Source organism: Parashewanella spongiae (assembly GCF_004358345.1).
In the GTDB taxonomy this organism is placed as follows: domain Bacteria; phylum Pseudomonadota; class Gammaproteobacteria; order Enterobacterales; family Shewanellaceae; genus Parashewanella; species Parashewanella spongiae.
The window spans coordinates 734,063-757,658 of sequence record NZ_CP037952.1; the positions used below are offsets into that span (position 1 = coordinate 734,063).

11 protein-coding genes and 1 pseudogene are annotated in these 23,596 nt (G+C 39.8%); 3 read left to right on the forward strand and 9 right to left on the reverse strand.

What is annotated here, in order from left to right; genetic code table 11:
• Positions 1–1,084 precede the first annotated feature (1,084 nt).
• Positions 1,085–4,108, forward strand: coding sequence for a hypothetical protein (locus E2I05_RS02625; RefSeq protein WP_121853022.1), 3,024 nt, complete (start codon positions 1,085–1,087; stop codon positions 4,106–4,108).
• 128 nt (positions 4,109–4,236) lie between these two features.
• Here the strand turns inward: E2I05_RS02625 and pntB are convergent, their stop codons facing one another.
• The 5 genes from pntB to argS form a co-directional block, all read right to left on the reverse strand.
• Positions 4,237–5,682, reverse strand: a complete 1,446-nt coding sequence (gene pntB / locus E2I05_RS02630; RefSeq protein ID WP_121853021.1) for a Re/Si-specific NAD(P)(+) transhydrogenase subunit beta — start codon at positions 5,680–5,682, stop codon at positions 4,237–4,239.
• A gap of 11 nt (positions 5,683–5,693) precedes the next feature.
• Entirely contained in the window at positions 5,694–7,220 is a 1,527-nt protein-coding gene (locus E2I05_RS02635; protein ID WP_121853020.1) for a Re/Si-specific NAD(P)(+) transhydrogenase subunit alpha, read from the reverse strand.
• Positions 7,221–7,618: 398 nt separating this feature from the next.
• On the reverse strand, positions 7,619–8,137 hold the full coding sequence (locus E2I05_RS02640; RefSeq protein WP_243641060.1) for a VOC family protein: 519 nt from the start codon (positions 8,135–8,137) through the stop codon (positions 7,619–7,621).
• Between the two features lie 133 nt (positions 8,138–8,270).
• Entirely contained in the window at positions 8,271–8,828 is a 558-nt protein-coding gene (locus E2I05_RS02645) for an SPOR domain-containing protein (protein WP_121853019.1), read from the reverse strand.
• Between the two features lies 1 nt (position 8,829).
• On the reverse strand, positions 8,830–10,575 hold the full coding sequence (gene argS, locus E2I05_RS02650; protein ID WP_121853018.1) for an arginine--tRNA ligase: 1,746 nt from the start codon (positions 10,573–10,575) through the stop codon (positions 8,830–8,832).
• A 201-nt stretch (positions 10,576–10,776) separates the two neighbouring features.
• Between argS and E2I05_RS02655 the strand changes: the two genes are divergently transcribed.
• Positions 10,777–12,042: a hypothetical protein gene (locus E2I05_RS02655; protein ID WP_121853017.1), complete on the forward strand. Its 1,266-nt coding sequence runs from the start codon at positions 10,777–10,779 to the stop codon at positions 12,040–12,042.
• A 951-nt stretch (positions 12,043–12,993) separates the two neighbouring features.
• Here the strand turns inward: E2I05_RS02655 and E2I05_RS02660 are convergent.
• The 4 genes from E2I05_RS02660 to E2I05_RS02675 all read right to left on the reverse strand — a co-directional run bounded on the left by E2I05_RS02660 (position 12,994) and on the right by E2I05_RS02675 (position 20,978).
• The gene (locus tag E2I05_RS02660) at positions 12,994–16,416 is read right to left on the reverse strand and encodes a hypothetical protein (RefSeq protein WP_121853016.1); all 3,423 of its coding nucleotides are present in this window, start codon (positions 16,414–16,416) and stop codon (positions 12,994–12,996) included.
• Between the two features lie 116 nt (positions 16,417–16,532).
• A complete protein-coding gene (gene priA / locus E2I05_RS02665; RefSeq protein WP_121853015.1) occupies positions 16,533–18,728 on the reverse strand; it encodes a primosomal protein N' in 2,196 nt (731 codons plus the stop codon).
• 306 nt (positions 18,729–19,034) lie between these two features.
• Positions 19,035–19,322 carry a hypothetical protein gene (locus E2I05_RS02670; RefSeq protein WP_179952735.1) on the reverse strand — a complete coding sequence of 96 codons (288 nt, stop codon included), beginning with the start codon at positions 19,320–19,322 and terminating at the stop codon, positions 19,035–19,037.
• 87 nt (positions 19,323–19,409) lie between these two features.
• Positions 19,410–20,978 carry a pentatricopeptide repeat-containing protein gene (locus E2I05_RS02675; protein WP_121853014.1) on the reverse strand — a complete coding sequence of 523 codons (1,569 nt, stop codon included), beginning with the start codon at positions 20,976–20,978 and terminating at the stop codon, positions 19,410–19,412.
• Between the two features lie 1,498 nt (positions 20,979–22,476).
• Between E2I05_RS02675 and E2I05_RS22900 the strand changes: the two are divergent.
• A pseudogene (locus E2I05_RS22900) lies at positions 22,477–23,476 on the forward strand (IS110 family RNA-guided transposase).
• The last annotated feature ends 120 nt before the right edge of the window (positions 23,477–23,596 follow it).

Below are 23,596 nucleotides of genomic sequence, written 5' to 3' on the forward strand. Positions count from 1 at the left end.
CATAGTTGTTACCGACAAACAAAACTGTCGTTATTATATTGCTACGTCAAGACAATTTTGAGAAGTATTCTTTATAAACCAAAGTGAGCACATACAAGCTCCCAAAGGGCAAGGCTAAAGGGTTCCATTACTGCGTTACAAGCACTTGAATTATCCCGACAAAAACACGAAATGCGTTGAACGCCAGCTTTGTATGGCGGCCGTTAGGGTATATAGTACTTCGAGCTTGTGCCTTGCACTGAAATCCTTTAGCTCTTGCTGAGTGGGAAGTTAATTACTGTAATTGGTATGTGCGCCGAGCATGGCGTTGTTCTATGAGGTGAAATCTGAAGGAAACCAATGGCAAAACGCAGTTTTGATGAACAGAAACCTTTATGACTGGCGGGAGGTCATCTTTTATTTTTATATGAAAAATTTTTTATTTACCCTATTCATAAACTTCATATTCTGATTTGTTATTTCCAAATTTATTCATCTAGAAGTAGTTTGGGTTCAGTTTCTTTTTTGTACTTTGGTTGTGTGTGAATTATTGGTAGCTAGTAATACCAGTTACTGTAATTGGTATTATGTATATGCACAAAGTACAAACGAAATTGGTGAAAACATAGTTATTACCGACATACAAAACTGTCGTTATTACAATGCTACGTTGCAGGTTCTTGAATTATCCCGACAAAAGCACTGAGGGATCTAGCGATTTAGAAAGTGCCAATCTTTGTCATGCCAGCGAAGGCTGGTATCCAGTGACTTTTATAGAAAAAAGCAAAGGCACTAGACTACCGAGATACAAAACTGTCGTTACTTCGTTTCCAGCCTGCGCTGGAGTGACGAAAGCTCATCGGTATACTTTCTTCCGCAACTTTCCTAAGTGCGTTGAACGCCAGTTTTGTATAGCGGCCGTAGGGAATATAGTACTTCGAACGTGCGCCTTGTACTGAAAACCTTTTACTTCAGACTTTCAAAAGATTGATGAATTAATATGTACAAGGTCAATAGTGAGTTCAAGCTTTCATTACTAAGTTGTTTTAAGTAATGAATTAAATCCGTTGTACGTTGGTAATCAAATAAAGGCTTTGGAGTTGTTATGTGCAAGCAAGTAAAAGCAATTTTATTCTGTAGCTTGTTAGTTTTGGTTATGCCAAAAGTTGTCGGACAAACTTGGGTATCAAACCCTACAGATGCTGTAAAAGGTAAAGGCGATATTGTATTCATAGCAAATCGAGGTCATGGAAATATTATTCAGTGTCATTGGCAAAATTTGAGGTTAAGTGAATGTAATACTGTTGATGTTTCAGGTTTAAGTAGAATAAGTAGAAACTATAATAAATTGAGCATTGGTTTTACCCGTGACGGCCATCAATGGTTATACGTGACGATGATTGGCAGTTCAGAACTATTTAGAGTGCTAACAGATGAAAACGGAAAAATTAATGAAAACTCAACAGTAGAAAAGATTAACCTCAGAATTGCTGATGGGCAGACAAGTATCATCGATTTAAAACGTAACGACTTTAACGGTGTTTATTATTTCTCAGTTGCGACTCCTTACCATTATGGCTCTATAGGAATTTGCCGCTTTGACATACCAGAATTTAATGGCGATCAATGCCAAGCTCTGCCAGATCTTCATCTACCTGTATTTAATTTTTCTGCAGATGGACACACCCTATTTGGAGTCGGAAAGCGGGGAAGTGAGCTGACAGATTTCGAACCTATATATCCAATAACTGCGAGTGTAAATAGTGACGGTACTTTGACCTCTATACAAGGAGGGACGGAAGAAAGTACCAATATTGAAGTTTCATCCAATGCCCTTTCAATTGTATATGCCTCTAATAAATATTGGCTAAGTTACCGTGGTGATCCAACCAACGGTTACCCTAAGATTAGTCGTTTCGATACGTTTCCACCAACATCAATAGTACCGCCTGAAAGCTATCAAGCACCAGAAAGAGATGATATCAATTTGATTAATATAGATAACTCTATTTTGGCTTTGTATTTTTTGACGCTGAAGGTTGGTATTTGCAGTGCGGATGATAATCTGTTTTGTAATAATGTCTTTAAATATCTAGATATTAGAAATGAAGTGGGAAATGAGATCAATTATATTAATATTGATAACCAATCCCATGGAATGTTGTATTTTCGTAATGCAAATTACTGGCTTTTATCTCAATTGGAAGTGAATAAAGAGCTGTCGATTCCAGATGAAGTTAGGCGAGGCTTTGGGAATACTAGAGATAGTGATTGTTTCCTCCAGAGAGCATTTCAACCGTTGGGCCAAAAAGACGATTTTTGTGCACTGCGTTATGATTTTCGTAATATGACTGTATTTCACGCTTATGAAGGCAGTTCAGCACAAGGTTTTTCGATAAATACAGGCTTTAATGAAACTACGCCCTATAAAGTAAATATAAACGCTAACTTGCAGAGCAGAACAAATCTTGCAACTTTAGTTTATCGGCAACATGATAACTTCATAAGAACTTTGGATATAGCAGCTGGAACAAGTGGAAGTATTGAAATATTTAATACAGGCTTAACAGATTCTTTAGCCGCTCATTTGAGGTTTAGTTTCTTAGTTTATAATGAGGATTTCGATCGCCCAAGCACTGTATTTCAATCTTATTTTGATCCCAATTCGCCTTGTTTTACTACGACGTCATTAAGTGGTGGGCAATACTGTATTTTAAATTATTCAATTCCAGACGATGCGGTTGCAGGGCGGTACGTGCTTTCCACAGAACCTTTCACTCCATTTAGTGAAGATTTAGCGGTTAACATTCATCAAGGCCCTGCTGTTGCAATGCGCTTTCCTGAAGATGATCAAAATATCACGAAATTAAGTTTAGCCCCAAATGCAGAGGGGGATCTGTTGTTTTTCAATGTGGGGGATCAAACAGCAGATAATTTAAAAGTAGAAGTCGATAACAATATAAGGCAGTTTTTTAGTGGGAACTGTTTAACTGAGTCAGATATAGCGCCACAAGACAGTTGTACATTGCATTACCGACTTCCGAGTAAAGTTTTACAGGGTAATTTCATTGTTAGTGTAATTGCAGATAATCTTGCTCAGGATCGTTGGCCCATGATTATTCAGCAGCCTTTACCCCCAAAAACACCGAGTGATGGACATTTTCTATGGCTTGTGACTATAGATAATCAGACAGGTACATTAATCAATGACTCTATGAATTTGTACACTGGAAGTACAGGGAGTATTGCGATAAAAAATTTGACTGCTGGTGATATTACAGATTTACACTTAGTTCTTCCGGATGATTTGCCCGATGCAATCAACCTAAGTGGTTCTTGTTTAACCACTCATCATTTACCGCAAAGTGCGGGCTGTACTTTAAGTTATCAAGTGAACAGTGATACTCATGTAGGCCGGATCAATTTGGGCATCAGATATGATGATAATCAATATCATCGGGACTTAGGAATAATTGTACATCCCTATGCAATGATACAAGGAGCTGTGGGTGATCGTATTCTCAGTGAACAAGGTGTAACACTAGATCCAATTAATTATAAAGTAGATTTGAAGTTATATAACCGAAGTCAGCAAGATATCACTGGAGTTCGTGTTAGTGTTCCTGACTCTATTTCTGAAGTTATTACTGACAATGCTTGCACAAATCTTGAAACTGGTGGGCACTGCATAGTAAAACTCGCCATTGATAAAAATGCTCCCCATATTGGCGACTATGCGATTACAGTACAAGCGGATCACATGTTGGATAACCTTATTCCACTTTCCCTACAACGTGGTCAAGAAGATCACATCACTATTGAAAACCGTGGTGGCTATGCGATGCATGTTGAGTATGAAGCTTATTTTGATCAAAATAATGATTGGTCTGATTGTGATTATGATTGCTACCACCAAACTAAAACGAGTACTTTTTTGAATCCGAGTTCTAGAATCATAAACAATTTACATAACCATGATTTAACGTTTAAGATTCATGCAGGTAAAACTCGAACATTGCCTTCGTGTGATGGTGGTAAAATTCGTTGTTCAAAGGCGACGTTAAATCCTCATTGTTATTATTACGAAGGTGGAACGAAAGAGCATCCATGTTCTGAGTTGAATAATTAAGCATTTAATTACTGTAATTGGTATAAGAAGCTGTGTTAAGTGATATATGAGGAAAAAGAATTAGATATAAAAGCGTTAAGCTCTAGAGGCCATTTGCGCCACCTAGAGCTTAAGTTTATTTACGATTATTAAAGTGCTTTTAAGATATTTTCAACACTCGCTTTCGCATCACCAAATAGCATTTGGGTGTTGTCTTTGAAGAACAATGGATTTTGCACACCCGCATAACCGGTATTCATTGAGCGTTTAAAGACAATGACATTACGGGCATTCCAAACTTCAAGTACTGGCATGCCCGCAATTGGACTATTAGGATCGTCAAGAGCCGCTGGATTGACCGTGTCATTTGCGCCAATCACAAGCACCGTATCAGTATCACCGAAGTCATCATTAAGTTCATCCATTTCAAGTACGATATCATACGGGACTTTGGCTTCTGCGAGTAATACGTTCATGTGTCCCGGTAAGCGCCCTGCGACAGGGTGAATACCAAAACGAACATTAATGCCTTTATTGCGCAATTGTTGAGTGATTTCAGCCACAGGATACTGAGCTTGCGCGACCGCCATACCATACCCTGGAGTAATGATGACTGAAGTGGAGTCTTTCAACATGTCAGCAACGTCTTCCGCGTTGATTTCTCGGTGTTCACCTTGCGTTTCTGTCGAGCCTGATGACTGAACATCATTGCCGAAACCACCCGCAATGACCGAGATAAACGAGCGATTCATCGCTTTACACATGATGTAAGATAAAATCGCACCGGAAGATCCCACAAGTGCGCCAACGATAATAAGCAAATCATTAGATAACATGAAGCCTGCGGCAGCAGCGGCCCAACCTGAGTATGAATTCAACATTGATACCACAACAGGCATGTCAGCACCGCCTATCGATGCGACTAAGTGCCAACCAAAAGCACAGGCTAAGATGGTCATGACAAGTAAAACCGTTAAACCGGTACTGTCACCAATAAACATGGCGAGCATAATCGCTGATGCGATCAAAACCAGTAAATTGAGCTTGTGTCTGTGAGGCAGCATTAATGCTTTTGAATTAATTACGCCACGGAGTTTACCAAACGCAACAATTGAGCCACTAAAAGTCACCGCGCCGATAAAAATACCAATGAACACTTCAACTAAATGAATATAGTAAGCGACATCTGTTTCAGCCGTTAACACATCCTTCGTACTCGTTGAAGCCATACCCAAATTGCTGGCTAAGTCGATGGCAGATTGTGGATGAAGATCGATAAAACTGTTAAAGCCAACCAACACCGCAGCCAAACCGACAAAGCTGTGTAAGATAGCAACTAACTCTGGCATCTCCGTCATTTCCACTTTTCGAGCCAAGTGTATGCCGATGGCTCCGCCAAGCACCATAGCTAATAATATCCATTCAATACCTGATGTATCAGGTGCAAGTATTGTGGCCAGTAGCGCAATGCTCATACCAGCAATACCTGAGATATTGCCTTGTTTAGCGGTTTCTTGTTTTGACAGTCCCGCTAAGCTGAAGATAAATAATACCGCTGCTACTAAATAGGCGGCTGTAATAATTCCTTGAGACACAGTTTGACTCCTTAACCTTTACGGAACATTTTTAGCATACGTTGAGTCACTGTGAACCCACCAAAGATATTGATACTGGCTATTAGTACAGCGAAGAAAGCCAAGGCTTTGATCAATAATGAGTCGTGACCTATCTGCAATAATGCACCGACGACAATGATCCCAGAAATGGCATTTGTGACGGACATAAGCGGTGTGTGCAGTGAATGTGAGACATTCCAAACTACGTAATAGCCAACGATACAAGATAAAATAAACACGGTGAAATGGGATAAAAAATCCGCTGGGGCGGTAGCCGCAATAGCCATAAAAGCCGCTATTCCTAATGTGCCTATAACATACTTGGTTTTCGATGGTTGTTTTGGAGCCTGCGTTTCAACTTTTTCGGTGACTTTAGGTTTCGAAGGGGCAGCAGAGACCGAAATAGGTGGCGGCGGGAACATGATCTCGCTTTGATGGGTTACTGTCATGTTTCGCGTGACGACATCATCAAAATCGAGTGCAACTTGTCCGTCTTTTTGTTTGCAAAGTAGCTTCATCAAATTAACTAAATTGGTGGAGTATAATTGTGATGATTGACTGGCTAAGCGGCTGGCTAAATCAGTATAACCAATGACGGTAACACCATTATCGGTAATGATCTTTTTACCAGCAACACTGGGCTCAACATTACCCCCAGAACCCGCGGCTAAATCAACAATAACTGATCCTGATTTCATGCTTGCGACCATTTCAGATGAAATCAGTTTAGGCGCTGTTTTCCCCGGAATTTGGGCAGTGGTGATAATGATATCAACGTCTTTAGCCTGCTCGGCAAATAGAGCCATTTCAGCGGCAATAAATTCATCAGACATGACTTTGGCATAACCGTCAGATGCATCGCCTTCTTTATTGTCAAATTCAAGTTTTAAAAACTGCCCACCCATAGATTCAATTTGTTCAGCCACTTCTAGACGAGTGTCAAAAGCACGAACGATGGCACCCAAAGATCCTGCGGATCCAATTGCGGCAAGACCAGCAACGCCAGCACCGATGACTAATACTTTTGCTGGTGGCACTTTTCCTGCGGCCGTAATTTGGCCAGTAAAAAAACGTCCAAACTCGTGTGCGGCTTCAACCACAGCGCGATAGCCACTGATGTTTGCCATAGAAGACAAGGCATCCAGAGATTGGGCTCTGGAAATACGAGGTACCATGTCCATTGCTAGTACAGTAATTTGTTGTTTTGCTAGTAAGTCAACTAAATCAGGGTGTTGTGCCGGCCAGACGAAGCTTATCAGGATTGTTCCTGGCTTCATTTGTTTGATTTCACTATCTGTCGGGGCGTTGACTTTGAAAATAATGTCTGCATTGAGCACAGAGTCAGAGAGCTGGGCACCTGACTGTAAAAATAGATTATCGTCAAAATTAGCCGCTAGTCCTGCGCCTTGCTCGACGATTACGTCGAATCCCAGTTTTTTTAACTGAATAACGCTAGTAGGGGTAGCGGCCACCCGAGTTTCGTTTTCTAATTGTTCTTTGGGTATTCCAATCAGCATGGTTTTTCCCTATTAATTAAGGTGATGACTGCATAAGTGTCGAAAAATTAAGCTCAGTTAGACAATATGGCAGTGATGGTCACAATGCAATCAAATATTGGTCGCATCAGTGAGCGGTTCAGTTATGTTAATCAAAGCCGTGTAACGTGAGTTTGAATCTGGTTAAAGCCAGATACTTTGCCTAAGCACGATAAACATGGCGAATTGAAATAGAAAATTTGATGTCCAGTTCACAAACTCATAAAAAGGTTATGAAAATACTAAAAGTGTGACTTGGAACAACAAGTAAAAGTTCAGTAAATCTATCTTGATCAAATTTCTATTGCCTTTTGACCATAAGTAATCTGAAATAGAATACTGAGTATTCAAACAGCCAATTGGCGGCATGAAATCACGATTTATTTAGGTGGATTAAATGCAAATTCTAATCGATTTCCGCTAGGCTCTCTGATCATCATATGAATAGTTGGACCTCCTCCATTGGGTTGTGGGGCAAACTCGATTTCAACATCATCAAGCTTTTGAAAGCTGGCGTGTAAGGCATTCAAATCATTTAAACTTGCAACTGAAAATGCGAGGTGATGCAAGCCGACATTATGTTTACGATCGAAGTCGATGGTTTTGGCATCGCTTTGGGTTTGCCATAAAGTCAGAAACATTTTTCCGTCGGTAATAAAAATGGATGGGTAATCAGGGTATCCACCTGCTTTTTTCCATCCTAATGTGTGAACAAAAAACTCAGCGGTTCGTTCAAGGTGCTTAACACTTAAGCCTAAGTGATTAAGGCCTTGAGTCATGGTTTTGTTCGCTGAAGGTTTAGAGTGAGTTTCAGCCGCAATCGTAGCTGATGAAAAAACGAATGACAGAGCAAACAGGACAGGTAAGTAACTGGAATTAAAATTAATCGAGCGCTTCATGAGGTAGCAATTATTAATTAGTTGTATTTTAGATGACCAGCAATAAGCTAATTATTGTTCACCTGTACCCTCATTTATTTTTAATAGGCATAAAAAAACCAGCTCTCACTGGTTTTTATTCATATAAATTGGTTTAACTTTCCCAAAACCAAATTTGGCAGCCATTAATATTACCGCGTTGCAACTTGTGGCGTTGACGCTCAGCGGCACGTTTATGAGGATAAGGGCCTAAAACGACTTTATACCAAGTTCCTGTTTTTCCTTTGACTTTACGAACTTCCGCCTCTAATCCTTGAAAAGCAATATTGGCTTTCAAAGAGTCTGCCTGTGCTTCTGTTCTAAAAGAGCCACATTGCATTTGGTAAGGACGTTTGGGTTTAACTTCCTTTTTAGGTACATCAACTTCAATCTTTTGGTTTTCTAAAAGGTTTTGATATTCCCACTCATCTTTTGGTTTTGGGGGTAAATCATCTTTTTTCACTTTTTTAGGTGGCGTTTTTTTTACTTCAGCTATTGTTGGAGCTGTTTCGGCACTGTCTTTTATGCTCCATAAAAAGTAGCCAAAAGCACCAATACCCATTATTGCGAACAATAACAGAAGTATTGGGTATTTACCGCCAGTATTCTGTGGTTTTTGGCGGCTTGAGCTCTTACGAGCTTTTGGTTTTGTCTTGTTGTAATCCCGACTCATTTTACATTTGCTCTAATGTTTCAATCCCTAGAAGTGCAAGACCTTGCTTGAGTGTTTGTGCTGTTAGTTTAGCTAATAATAAGCGACTGTGTTTTTGCGCTTCAGTTTCAGCCGTCAGCACAGGACATGCTTCATAAAAACTTGAAAACGCTCCAGCGAGCTCGAATAAGTAGCCACACAATACATGAGGTTGCCCTTTTGCACTCACGCGAACCAGTGTTTCGTTAAATTGTCCAAGCTTAGTGCCTAAGGCTTTTTCTTTTTCATGATTGAGACTGATAGTCGCATCAGATAAATCAATGTTCTCAACTCGGTTGAATATGCCGACCACTCGAGTATAAGCATAAAGCAGGTAAGGCGCTGTGTTGCCTTCAAAGCTGAGCATTTGATCAAAGCTGAAAATATAATCGCTGGTTCGGTTCTTCGACAAATCAGCATATTTAACCGAACTTATGCCAACGACTTTGGCTATTTTGGCAACGGTTTCTTCGTCCATATCAGGGTTTTTGCTGCGAACGAGAGCATTAGCACGAACAATAGCTTCATCGAGTAGATCGGAAAGTTTTACCACGCCACCGCTACGGGTTTTGAATGGGCGACCATCTTCACCATTCATGGTGCCAAAACCGAGGTGTTCAAGAGAAAGGTGCTCAGGAACGAACTTTGCCTTTTTCGCTAAGCTAAATACCTGTTGGAAGTGCAAGCCTTGGCGCAAATCAACAAAATATAACGCGCGATCTGCTTTTAATACATTGGCTCGGTATCGCATTGCCGCTAGATCAGAAGTAGCATACAGATAACCACCATCCGCTTTTTGAATGATGACAGGTAATGGCTCACCTTCTTTATTCTTAAATTCGTTTTGAAAAACGACTTTGGCGCCGTTGCTTTCAGTCAATAAGCCTTGAGTATCAAGATCAGCAACGACATTGGTTAAATCATCGTTATAAGCACTTTCACCGTGGACATCAGATCGGCTTAGGCTGACACCAAGTTTGTCATACACTTGGTGGCAATGACTGAGTGAAATATCATTGAATTGACGCCATAACTTGTTGCAATACTCATCGCCTGATTGCAGTTTAACCACAAGTTGACGGGCGTAATTGGCGAACTCATCAGATTCATCAAAACGGACTTTAGCTTGACGATAAAATGCTTCTAAATCAGAGAGCTCAAGCTCGGCTTGTTGACCATTTTTAGCTTGTAATTCTTCCATGTAGGCTAATAGCATACCGAATTGAGTACCCCAATCACCAACATGGTTTTGTCGAATGACATTGTGGCCTAAAAATTCTAATGTGCGCACAATGCTGTCGCCAATGATTGTTGAACGCAGATGCCCTACGTGCATTTCTTTGGCTAAATTCGGTGACGAGTAATCAACAACAACCGTCTGAGTTTTAGGTAAGTTAACCCCAAGTTTAGAGTCGTTCACAGCGTGCTGTAACTGGTTTGCAAGGGCGTTATCGTCAATAAAGAAGTTTATGAAACCTGGGCCCGCGATTTCAACTTTTGATACATAGTCTGCAGCGGGTAAGTTATCAATAATTAATTTCGCCAGCTCACGTGGGTTTTTACTTGCTGCTTTGGTTAACATCATTGCTAAATTTGTCGCAAAATCACCGTGGCTTTTGTCTTTGGTTCGGTCTACCTGAATGCGTGCTTGAACTTCAGCAGGCACAACGCCTTGCTGGATTAATGTGTTTAAAGTTTGTTCAAGCAAAGAGTGTATATTTGATTTCATTGGTGACCGTCAGCCGTTACTTCATTGATTAAGTGAAAAGAGAACATTTTAACGGTTTGTCTAGGTCAATTGCTATCTTTTCGGAAGATATTCGTTAATAAGAGTCATAAATAGTATGTTAATCATGCTTCACAATTCTTGAGATTAAACCCATATGTTTTTAACCTTGTATAGATGAAGTGCATGAGTTGGAGTATATGAATGAGTGTTGAAGTACGATTAGAGCGTATTCCTGAGGTTGGTACCCATTGTTGTTCGAGTGAAATTAAAAGTATCAATGAAGGTAAAATGGTTGATTTTATTATAATTAGTGCCTTACAGAACCGACACTTCCATGCTAAGTCTTGTCCGAATGAGCCTTTAGTTGTATTTCATGAAACTGGTCTCTTTACTATTGCATCAAAGGAAACAATAAGCCGTGAAATAACACGGCTTAATCGGTTTATTGTTTCGCACCCAATACTCTCTGTAGAAAAAGCGGTAAAAGCGCTAACAGATGATTTTATTGCAATGGATGAAAAGCGAGAAATACTCAGCAAATTATCTGAAAATAAACAATTAGATATTATGCACACAATAGCAGGAGGAGACAGTAAGCAGCAAGCAGCGGCTCTGGCTATTATTAATGACGTGGCTGTGAATCAGCCGACATTATTAAGTCATTGGATGCAGCAAGAAGCGAGCAAGCCTATATCTGATGACGCGCCAAATATTATTCAAACCGTATTAAAAGCAAATCAGCAAACGCTGCACATTTTTTTTGATAACCTCCCAGAAAGTGCTAGTGGTGCATTTATTAAAAAAGTAAAAGGACGTTCGGACGCTGATGATATTATTTCTGAGTATATTCGAGTTAACCTAAGCACAAGAAAATGTAAAGTGTTAGAACAATCGCCGTGCGCACTAAAACTAATTTGCTTCTATGAAGCGCTTCCAGCAAGCAAAAAGCTAAATTTAATCATTGAGCAATTAAGAGAATTTACTGATAAAGGAAGTGCGGCTTATTTATTTAGTCAACTGGATGGAACAGAGCAACAGCAACTCATACCACGGTTAACTAATCGAGAATGCATGTATTTGTTAAAAGAAAATGCAATTAAACCTTTGGTCATCGGCACGCAAGATTTCACCATTAAACTAGGTGATGATTTAGACTTACTTTTGGCAAAAGGCACAAACATTTTATTTTTAAGTTACTTCTCATGTCCCACTGATGCTCTTTATGAATTGATTACAAAGATACATCCATCGTTAATTGGAGCTCATATATACGTAGGAGTGACTCAAGCAGACAGACCGATGTTAGCGAAATTACTCGAACGCTTTTTAAATGATGAGACTCACAATGAGTTAGTGACACAAGTTTTTGATCAGTTAAGTAAAAATGTTATGTTAAGTGTTCTGGGCTCGTGCACCCAATCCGAGCAACCGAAACTTCATAATCTTTTGACCTTGAAATTACAATAAGGGAGCTAACGATTTAGAAAGTACCAAGCTTTGTCATACCAACGAAGGCTAGTATCCAGTGACTTTTATAGAAAAAGCAAAGGCACTAGACTACCGACGCTGAAGTGACGAGAACTCATAGGTATACCTTCTTCCGCAACTTTTCTAAGTTCGTTGGATCGCGATCTATGCTCCAAAGATATTTCTTAGGGGCTGTTGATCTTTCAGGATTAAATTTTGTGCTCTTTGAGCATTTATCTGTTCAACCTAAAAACATCAGTTGACTGCGTTCTCAAGCATAGAAAAAATGGCTGATAGTAAGGCGTAGCTTGCAGCAAGTAGTTATTCTACTTGCAAAAGTTACAACGCAGATAGCAGTCATTTTAGCAAGCTTGTGAGCGTAGAGCACTTCACTCATTGGGTGAAAGCCATGATAATAAAGTCATCTTATTGACTCAAACAGTTACTCATATACTCAGCGTTCAACTGATGTTTTTAGGTTCAAGGCGTGAGCAGTGATGCTTAGCCATCTATGTGAGCTGATCAAAACACAGAACAGTGAATGCTCAAAAGCATCGAAGACAGCGTAAATTGGTCATTTCTGCTGCGTTATCGTTTTCTTATTTGGAAACGAAGTAACGACAGTTTTGTATGTCGATAATAACCAAACCTCACAAACTCTGCCTTGCATAAAATAACCAATTTATCGCTGCAAAAACAATCACGAAAGATCAACAGACCCTAGCTTCTGGCAATAAATCGGCTGTGCTATCGCAGTCAATTCACACCACTGGAGAGCTAGGGAATTCTTGCTGTAAGGCTTTTAAATTGTTCAGTAATCCTTGCTCAATCAGCATGGCTCTGCCACATTGTTATTGAACTTGTCCTAATTTGAACAAAGGATAAGGATATTTATTGGATTTTCCCTGCCCATACTCGAATATGGGCAGGGAAAATAAAATGCCGCAGTAATTAACGTAAACCTTTTTGGGAATGAACCGCAGTGGGATTTAGGTGTAAGCAGAGGTTTTGAGCATTCGCTTCGTCAGTGGCCTCGTCACTATTGTAATAATAACAACTTGGATTAACTGTAGCTCTAGTGCAGCGTGCTTTTCCTCCACGGCAAGACAGTAATTTTTTAGTTTTACCCGTCATAATTTTCATTGTGAGTTCTCGATGTCTTACATTATTGAAAGTTCGGCTACTTGGATTTGAGAAATTACCCGTTGACTCTTGGGAAAAGCAAGCGTTACTTCCACTGCAATGCTCGTCATTACCATCTGAATTATCATAGTATTTTGTGTAGAGCACAGACATAATGTACCCACCTCTATTATCGACTTGGATTTTGTCCATTGAAGGGCTAAGTATTCTCAGTGGAATTGTGTATAGGCCAGATTCTTCAGCGTCCAGTGTTAGTGGGTAATCACCTAAGTGGGGTACGGACTCATCAAATAAAAGAGACACTCTGCATCTCCTTCCTAGTGCTAGTACTGTGCCACTACTACAGGCATTCTGAGATATAAACGGCTTAAGCTCTGTTGGTATAAAGTCATTGCTTCTCAACGTTAAATTTTGGTGCGAGTTATTAGTTATAAATAACATTAATGTGTGATTTGATAAGTCAAAGCGTACAGATGAGTCAACCACACTAATGCTTATCGGCCTGTCTTCTCTGTAGAAGTCCTCGGTTGCTGACAGAAACAATTGTGACTGCCCCCTTAAGTGAGCTTGAAACGCTCGTGAATGCAATCCATTTCCATAGGAAATCCTAAATGAGGTGTCTGAGTGGTAATCTCTGTCTGTATGTGCTGGAATACGGAAGCTGATGGTGCATGATTGTCCATTTTCTAGAGCATGTGTTTCGCTTTGTATCAGTTGATAACAATTACTGTTGGTAGCCGAAGGAGGATTGGAAATTATAGTGCCTTGAGGAGCATTTTCCCTTGAAGGTGATATGGTTAAATCATTTATTGTTACGCCTGTGTTATTTGTGATTGTGACCGTTTGCATTTGGTCGTTTGCGTATTGATAAATACGTGAAAGCGGGCCATTTTGAGAATTGAGTATGGCTAATCTTGATGTAGTAAGGTGTGCTGTAATTCTTACATTATTTATAGTCAGTGCTTGGATATTATCGGGGTTATTGGCCGATATGGAGTAATTATTTGCAGTGCTTGAGCTCAGTGAATCATTTGGTGTAAACATTAATGTGCAACTTCCTCCTTCCGTGCCAGAGGAAGAACTTGGAGCTAAGTTGCTTGTGGTTAGACAAGTACTATGGCGGCCCATGCTGGTAAACAAATCTTGAACATCTTGAGGCGTATTTTCAAAATGGATTGAAAAATTGTTGACCGCGGCTGAACCGATATTTACTAGCCTAATGGTTTTGGGTGTGGATAAATCAAAACGAATCTGAGCTAAATCCTCCATCATTCCGTTTGCATTTCTAGCTACAATTTGAGCTGCTGTCGCGATATTAACCATAAGAGGCGAAATATTGTTCGAGGGATCATTATTATGTGTGCTAGATAGATTGAGTGGCAATGAAAGCGCGCCATGATCTACAGCTACTTGATATCTAAGTTCACAGCTTGCTTCCGCCTGTAAAATCAAGCCTGAAACCAAGCAGGGAGAATTAGGATCAAACACACGGTTAAAGTCTTCTGAACCTTGGCTATTACTACCTAAACTAAATATTAAATTACTTGCATTTATGTTTCTTGACGCATGATTAACAACAAATATAGAACCTCTGTCTCCTGCTCTTAGATCTAGGCTGTTAGTCCTTACCGGGCTGCGTCTTGTTGTCCGAAATGTGATCTTGGGTGAGCTGTCTGCCTCGATATTAAAGGTAAATTTAATATTATAGTCAGTTGATTGTCCATTGTTGCTAACCGTAAAGCCCAGTATCAGAGGCTCATTATCCCCTCGGGTGATGGCTGAGCTGGCATTGTCTAAATCATAATTTAAGGTACAAATGTCATTTCTCGTAACAGAGCTTGAGCTGGTATCAACTTTTTCGGTGAAGTCTTGTTTTATATTCGGTGAGTCCCCAATATTATTGATCCCAAGGCACGTTCCGCTAAAGATATTTCTCATTTCGCTAGGTATAGTATCAAATGTATTGGTAAGTTCAGATGCCGAGAGGGTGCTGTAATTGAGATTTCTGAAGATGAAGTGCCCGTGTTTTACTGTCGAACTATCGCTGTTTTCAGGTGTTAGGTTGATCGTTGTTCCCGAAGAGAGAGCACGCCCGGTTTCGTCTTCAATACTGATATGTTGGATGGCGTTTTGACATTGAAATTGTGCATCTCGTGCGTCTATACCTTCACTAGCCTGTCGTTGAGGTAAATAAGTACATTTATTGATCTGGTTGTCATCAGTAAATAAAGCAAACTCTGTGGCACTTAAAGTATTGCCAGTCAAAGAGCTTGGGTGAGCAATTTGCTTCAAGACAGCATTACTGACTTCGGGAGCGATAAAATTGTTGGATGAGAAACCCTCAGTAGGAAATAAATTACCCAAGGTAGAAACTTCTGTTTTTGAAAATTCCTGAACAGTATCGTAACTCACCAAGTATCGTTCACTGTTTTTCAGCAAAGAAAACGCATTATTATTTATGGTAATTGTGTTAGAGCTGGGAGCAGAATTCCTATCTACAAAGCCGCTTAAATCACCTTCCATTCCAACATCTGCACGGATTAATCTTCTAACCGCTGTACTTGAAAGGGTTGATGCAGTTAAGCCTAAACCGTAAATTTCCATCCCATTGTTGTTAAAATGAAATTGCGGTAAGTTGGCAGTATAAGACATGTTGTTTTCAGAAACACTCATAACAGCTGAGCAGTTCGTTACTGAGGCAGATGTAAAACTTAAGGTACAATGAGCGAGCGCACCGTAGCGAGTCGAGTCAGCAATAGAGAAGTGGGTGATCCCATCGTTCGTAAAATTACTTCGCTCCATATGTAATATGTTGCCACTTAAGGAACTAATACTCATTATTTCTCGTGATGTTGCAAAATCAGCAAGTCTGGATTGGTTGGTTATTCTACCGTCATTATTAGTAAGCAACGAGTAAAGCTGATTTGAATTTCTTTTTAAAATATATAAACGTCGCTGATCGGGGTGTGCAACATCGCTAGAAGACGGAGCAATGGCTACAATGTTATAGGGCTCGATTAAATTAGGTACTTGAAAGTTTTGGCAGGCAGAAAGGCCATTATTGGTTATCACGCATTGAAGAATTGCGTTGTGATCGGTATTTGCTATATAAACAATATTGTGTGGCCCTTTTGCTATGTCAGTCGGTAAATCAATGGTTAGAGTAGCGTAGGAGATTGTTGAATAAAGTAATAAAGTTAAGCAGTAGATAGTTTGTATTGTTCTTCTCATAATTAATACTCATTCAAAATGGAATAAATAATGAGTCTATTCTTCTAATGATGAGCTAATAAATAATCAAATCTTATAATCCAAATTCAACAAGAATAAATTTTTAATACAATGTGTTACAGTAAGTCTTGAGGATCTCTATCAATGCTCCAACGGCATTTCTTAGCTTCTGGTAATAACTCGGCTTGTGTTTGCGCATGAGAAAAAGCTTGTTGCAGCATTTTACGATGTTTGCATTGAAACATTAAATGGCGGCGAAACTTTCCTGCTTTTCTATCCATGGGCGCAGGCATTGGGCCAATAATTTCACAGGCTTCATTTTGAGGTAACAATTGGCCAAGTTTATGAAGAAATGCGTCAGCATCTTCAGCATTGTGAGCTTCAGCGCGAATTAACACCATATGCCAAGCTGGTGGCAATAAGGCTTGTTGTCGTTCATTCAGTTGGCTACGCGCAAATTCACCATATCCACGGTTTAGCAAGTCTCGTAATAACGGGTTATCGCTTTGGTGTGTCTGTAACAATACAGTGCCGGGTTTTGTTGCCCGTCCAGCCCGTCCGGCGACTTGTGTGTAAAGTTGACCAAAGCGCTCTGGTGCTCGAAAGTCAGCGCTAAATAGTGCGCCATCCACATCCAATAAACCAACCAAAGTCACGTCAGGAAAGTGGTGACCTTTTGCTAGCATTTGAGTACCAACCAATATCTTGAACTCCCCTTTATGAATAGCATTTAAGTGGCTTTCTAGAGAGCCTTTTCGTCTTGTACTATCGCGATCTATTCGCACTACCGGATAGTTAGGAAATTCATTCTGTAATGCTTGTTCGAGTTGTTCTGTGCCAATACCTTGACCAATCAACATGGTACTGCCACATTGATGACATTGTTTTGGTATTGCATACTGGTTACCGCAATGATGACAGCGGATTTCATTAAGCCCTTGATGTACAGTGAAAAAGGCGTCGCAACGGTCACATTCATGCAAATGTCCACATTCGTGGCACAGTAAGGCCGGAGAAAACCCACGGCGATTAAGAAAGAGCAGAACTTGATTACCTGAATCCAAGTGAATACGGATTTCATTAATCAAAGCCGCTGACATTCCAGCTTTTAAAGGTTGATTTCGAATATCAATAATACCTTGACGAACTTTTTCAGCCACTCCCGCTCGGTGGGTTAACGACAAATGTTGATATCGACCATTTAACGCATTTTGTAAAGTTTCAAGTGAAGGTGTTGCTGAGCCTAAAATAACCGGAATGTTTTCAATATGCCCACGCATAACGGCGAGATCTCTAGCATGATATTTTACGCCTTCTTGTTGTTTAAAGCTGGAATCATGTTCTTCATCCAATATGATGATGCCGGGATATGGCATCGGGCTAAATAGTGCTGAACGTGTACCAATTATGATGACGGCTTCGCCTGAACGAGCCAATTGCCATGCTTCTAGACGTTGTTTGTCGGTGAGAGCTGAATGCATCACAGCGACAGTAACATCAAAGCGACGTTTAAAACGGCTAATGGTTTGCGGTGTTAAGCCAATCTCTGGCACTAAAATCAGTGCTTGTTTGCCTTGCTTTAAGACAGATTCAAGTACCGCAAGGTAAACTTCAGTTTTTCCTGAGCCTGTAACCCCTTCAAGTAAGCTGCAATGATAACCATCTTGATTTGAGAGGGTTGCGACAGCAACGGCTTGCTCTTTGTTAAGACGATGAGGAGCCTCAAGCAGAGTAAGGTGTGAACGCCATGTCAAATCAGTTTGAATTTGGCGCTCAATTTGTTCCACCCAGCCTTTATCTCGGGTCGCTTTTAATGCGGCTTTACTGAGTTCAAGATCATTAAATTCAAGCTGAGTAAGCGGCTGTGTTTTGAGTGTTTCCAATAATCGCTTTTGTGCCGGTGATCTTTTGAGGGTATCAAAATCGAGTGCAAGACCAGTGTGAGTGAGTTGAAGCTCAGATATGGTACCTTGCTGACTGTCTGCACCTTTACGTAATGCCACTGGTAAAGCTTGGCTTAACATTTGCCCGTGGCTGCAAAAGTAATATCCTGCTGCCCAATCACAGAGTTTTGAAAGGCTAGAGGGGAGTAGCGGTTTATCATCTAGTACAGCAGTGATGAACTTAATCTTATTTTCGGGGACATCACATTCATTAGTAAGACTTAGTACCAAACCAATGAGTTGTTGAGGGCCAAAAGGCACTTTAACACGGGCACCAATACACACATCGCCTTGTATATTTTCAGGTAAACGATAACTGAAGTTTCGACGCAATGGAACAGGTAATGCAATTTCCACAAAAGTAGACATAAAATGATGATAAACAGAATGAATACGTTAAGTGTACTTAGGCTGTTTTGTAAGAGCCAGTGATATTATTAGATACTCAAGTTTCGGTGTTCATTTTTAACTAAAATCATAGGTACTTTCCAGTAAAAATAGCCTCTTGGCGTAATGTAAAAGTATCCATTTGCAAGACTTGATTAAAAAACGAGGTCATTTCTTCGTTGATTTTATTCAGTATGATTTCGCTTTCTGTTGTTGATAACGAAGAAATACTAGAAACTGCATCGCTGAACAAAGCCTTAAATAAGCCCCATAATTTACAAGCAAAATCTAATTTTTGTAGACTGTCGCAAAGCAGGTTTCTTGAGTCACAGACTTTGGCTGAGTAGTGACTCTATTAGCAAACATAGATATGGTGTCAACTTTCAACCAAACCCAAAGCATTAGTAAGTAAACGACTTCGGTTGCTTCAATACCCGAACGTTTACTGAAGCCACAAGATGTCAACATTGAAACAAAACCAAGCAGTTTCCATGATGTGCTGAACGAATTATTAATTTGAATGCCTGAACGCTGTAAAAAATTAGAAGTAAGTGATGGAAGCGAAAGTGATTTCATGTCAATATTTGTCTGAGAGTTGGTGTGTTTTAGTTTTTGTCTAAGCAACAAAATTATAACACACTAACTCTCACATTTTTTTATATATCAGTAAAATACGCACACTTTGTTATTGGTTTTGAACTTCGAATGAGAGTATAACCTAAGTTGCAGCTTCTCTAAGGGGAAGTCTAAGGGGGTGTCTAGCAATACAATCATTCCAGACTTGAATTTATCCTCGATAAACTCAAGTCCAAATTCATCTTTGAGAAAACTTATCATTCCATTTTTTAAAGTATTATTGCCATGGCATCCAGTTATGATCGATGTTATGTTGGGTTCATTGTTTTGTTTGTGGTAACAAAATAATAGTTTTGCGAAAGCTAATGAAACACCTTGAATATGTGTATCATTGCCTGAATGTCCTTCGAATATTTTATCCATATGCAAATCTATACAATGATTCATTAAGCCAACATTTTTTTTATATATTCCTTGTGTTATCCCTTTATCAATCATGCTTGCGAAATTATCTTTTTCAAGCGGCGCAAGTTGAGCATGTATTTGTGAAGGAGTACTCATGTTACATTTTTTCATTATTTTTTCTAAATACCATATTCCAGTGTCAAATTCCTTAGCCTTAATACATACTTTAATAAAGGCATTGTAAATGGCAACATTAGGTTTGATACCCCATTGCTGCATTAAGCTGGATGTAACTGTATTGCCATCGCCTAACACCAATGATTTGGCTTCGGCATAACGTCCCGGTTCAGCGCAGGCCGTCAGCAAATTCAGGCAGGTGATTGAATCTGCCTTTAGTGGTAGTTGAGGTGCCATCAAGGGCTTATCACCACACACCAGTTGCCAAGCACTATCAAACTGGCCCGTTTTAGCGCATACCGTGATAAAGGCATTGTAAATGGCAACATTAGGCTTGATACCCCATTGTTGCATTAAGCTGGCTGTAGCTGCATCGCCCAACACCAACGATCTGGCTTCTGTAAAACGCTCCATTTCAGCGCAGGCAGCCAGCAAATTCATGCAGGTGATTAAATCTGCTTTTAATGGTAGATGAGGTGCCATCACGGGCTTATCACCACACATCAGTTGCCAAGCACTATCAAACTGGCCCGTTTTAGCGCATACCGTGATAAAGGCATTGTAAATGGCAACATTAGGCTTGATGACCCATTGTTGCATCAAGCTGGCTGTATCGCCATCGCCCAACACCAATGATTTGGCTTCGGCATAACGCCCCGTTTCAGCGCAGGCCGTCAGCAAATTCGTGCAGGTGATTGAATCTGCCTTTAGTGGTAGATAAGGTGCCATCACGGGCTTATCACCACACACCAGTCGCCAAGCACTATCAAACTGGCCAGTTTTAGTGCATACCGAGATAAAGGCATTGTAAATGAAAATATCAGGCTTAATGCCCCATTGTTGCATTAGGCTGACTTCAGCTGCATTGCCTAGCACTAATCCTTTGGCATCTGAAAAATTTAAATTTAACTTACTTAATTTCAGTAATAGCGTGCATGTTTTCGCTTCATAAGAAGATTTAAATCGTGTTATGCCACTAAAAATACCATCAAAATTAGATGAATGGCTGTCAGAAAACTCGGTAGCTTTGTGCAACAATTCATGGACTAACCTTATGTTCCATGATGTTTCCATGACCCGTTTGTCGTTTTTTAGGGTGTGAATGATTTCAATAAGCTTCGAAAGTTTAGTGCAACCACTAATTAATGCATTTAACTCAATACCCAGTTGATTTTTGCTTTTCTGTTCAAGTTTTCAAGAGTGAATGAGCGCACGGGTCTGAGTATCAAAGGAATTAGGGGAGGAAGATGGTTGGTGTATTTGCTTAGCATATTGAGTGTTTGATTGTGGAGCATTGGAGAAGGGCTCAGTTGCAAAATATGGGCAAACATTACTTGGATTCTCACAATTATGAGCCTCTCGCGTGTGAGAGTTGGAGTGAGTCGACGATGATTCAGTGTTGAAAAAGTCATACAGCTTTTGTTTATTGTTATTGCTTAATACTTGATAACTCTGTTGTAAGTCTTCATTATCATCAAATTTTGAAACCTTAAAGTTTAGATAGGATACGGCTTCGCTTGGGTATTCTTAGAGGCTTTTGAGTACGGATTCATATATTGATTGTTGTTCAGCAGGAGTGCGCACTGTCGCCATCGCATTACTCAATAAGTGAGTGAATTAATAAGCTAAGATATAACGCACTGAAAAGATAAATACAAAAATATTCAGCTTTAAGGTATTCTATAAATGTATAACAGAAGATTATCCACCGCACAGGGGAGCTGTTTGGTAGCTCATCGTTGTATCCCAGACTCAAACAAAAAATAATGAAATTGAACGTAAATTGGTTTTATCCAAAGCCTTGCTAGCTTGGTCTTCTGGCGCATTTTTGCCCCAAACCCATTTAGAACATTAAAACAAAATGGTAACTACTCAATAAGTTGTGGTAAGTCATCAAACTGTAAGATTTTGTAACGATCATGCGAACAATTTGACTACTTATACCAATTACAGTAATTAAATGCTCAACTCAGAGCTATGTATTTGCTCAAAGTGCAATCGAAATTGATGAAGACATAGTTGTTACCGACATACAAAACGGGTGTTCAGCCCAACTAATGTGAGACTCTGAATTAAAATATGGAAAAATATGGAGTATTATGGAGTATTATGGAGTTTAAATTTATACCACTTTGCATAACGCTATGTCTTCAGTCATCATATCTTCGAATTCCTCAGAAACTCAAATCCTGCTCACCATTAAACATAATGACTCTATGCTTTCCTTCGAAGATCAGCTTCAATCAGAGGGGTGTTCAGCCTAATTGATGTTAGTTTTTTAACTTATTGACTTTCTGTAAGCGAACAAATAAAAATACCTGTAAATGGCTTTCACCTTTATAACTACTTAGTCGCCATTTCGGTAAAAATATCTAGTTTTAACCTTATTTTTAAGGTTAAAACAGCAAAATCTGGTATTTTTTGAATTTGAAATTTTAGCTAACATCATTTAGAAAGAACTAAGTGGACATATTACCTTTACATGTTCCTAACTTTTAAAACAAAGGAACTTTCTTCTTATATCTTCACATTATTTAGGCTGAGCACCCCTCTGCCTTGCATAAAATAACCAATTTATCGCTGTAAAAACAATCACGAAAGATCAACAGTCCCTAACGCATTTGGAAAGGTCATTAAACGAGTTAAGCGTAAGCGTCAAGAGTTGCTGAAGTTTATAGCGAACACTGAGCCTTCAATTATTGTTATGGAAGCTTGTGGCAGTACCTATCATTGGGCGAGAGAATTTAACAAGCTGGGTCATGAAGTGAAAGCCATTGCACCTCAGTACGTAGTGCCTTTTAGAAAGGGGTACAAGAACGATTACAACGATGCTTTGGCAATAGCGGAAGCATCTCAACGAAACTCTATACGTTTCGTCCCGATTAAAACGGTTGAGCAGCAAGGAATACAAGTACTGCACCGAATAAGAGAGCAACGGACTAAAATGCAAACAGCTAGGCAATCAAATTCGTGGTCTATTGGCTGAGTTTGGTATTACTGTAGCGAAAGGAGCCGCTAAGTTGAAAGCAGAGTTACCTTTCATCCTTGAAGATGCTGAAAATGAATTGCCTGATAGCGTACGAGGTTGCCTGAGTGACTTACAAGAAGAATTGTTGCATATCAAAAAGAAACTCAATGAAATTGATGTAAAAATACAGCAAGTGAGTCAGCAAAATTCACTTTGTCAGCAACTGATGACCATGCCAGGAATTGGACCAATTATTGCGACCATTTTATATGCCTCAATGGGAGATGGTAATCAGTTCAAAAATGGTCGACATTTCAGTGCTTGGCTTGGCATTGTGCCTAAACAGTACATAACGGGCGACAACCCGAACTTAAAAGGGATAAGTAAGCGTGGCAATGCGTATTTAAGAAAACAATTGATTAACGGTGCTCGCTCTGTCATCACTCGGGTAGAGAAGAAAAACGACCGAGTGAGCCGCTGGTGTCAGGAACTAAAGCAACGCTTGCCGTTCAACAAAGCCGTTGTTGCTTTAGCCAACAAAATGGCTCGTATGGCTTGGGCAATGCTTAACCACAACGAAGATTACAAGCTGAAAATAGCTTAACAGTAAGAAAGAGAATGAGTAGCAAAGCTACTAAATAAGGTTAATATTCAACGGGTTGCTCCAGAATTTGCAACACATTAATTGATGAAAAACGGTTCAGCACCGCTTTATTGAAACCTG

Excerpts from the sequence above, each read along its gene's own strand:
- argS (WP_121853018.1), bottom strand. The coding sequence starts at position 10,575 with ATGAAATCAAATATACACTCTTTGCTTGAACAAACTTTAAACACATTA.
- E2I05_RS02675 (WP_121853014.1), bottom strand. The coding sequence starts at position 20,978 with ATGGAAACATCATGGAACATAAGGTTAGTCCATGAATTGTTGCACAAA.
- E2I05_RS02660 (WP_121853016.1), bottom strand. The coding sequence starts at position 16,416 with ATGAGAAGAACAATACAAACTATCTACTGCTTAACTTTATTACTTTAT.
- E2I05_RS02635 (WP_121853020.1), bottom strand. The coding sequence starts at position 7,220 with ATGCTGATTGGAATACCCAAAGAACAATTAGAAAACGAAACTCGGGTG.
- E2I05_RS02645 (WP_121853019.1), bottom strand. The coding sequence starts at position 8,828 with ATGAGTCGGGATTACAACAAGACAAAACCAAAAGCTCGTAAGAGCTCA.
- E2I05_RS02640 (WP_243641060.1), bottom strand. The coding sequence starts at position 8,137 with ATGAAGCGCTCGATTAATTTTAATTCCAGTTACTTACCTGTCCTGTTT.
- E2I05_RS02655 (WP_121853017.1), top strand. The coding sequence starts at position 10,777 with ATGAGTGTTGAAGTACGATTAGAGCGTATTCCTGAGGTTGGTACCCAT.
- E2I05_RS02670 (WP_179952735.1), bottom strand. The coding sequence starts at position 19,322 with ATGAAATCACTTTCGCTTCCATCACTTACTTCTAATTTTTTACAGCGT.
- E2I05_RS02625 (WP_121853022.1), top strand. The coding sequence starts at position 1,085 with ATGTGCAAGCAAGTAAAAGCAATTTTATTCTGTAGCTTGTTAGTTTTG.
- priA (WP_121853015.1), bottom strand. The coding sequence starts at position 18,728 with ATGTCTACTTTTGTGGAAATTGCATTACCTGTTCCATTGCGTCGAAAC.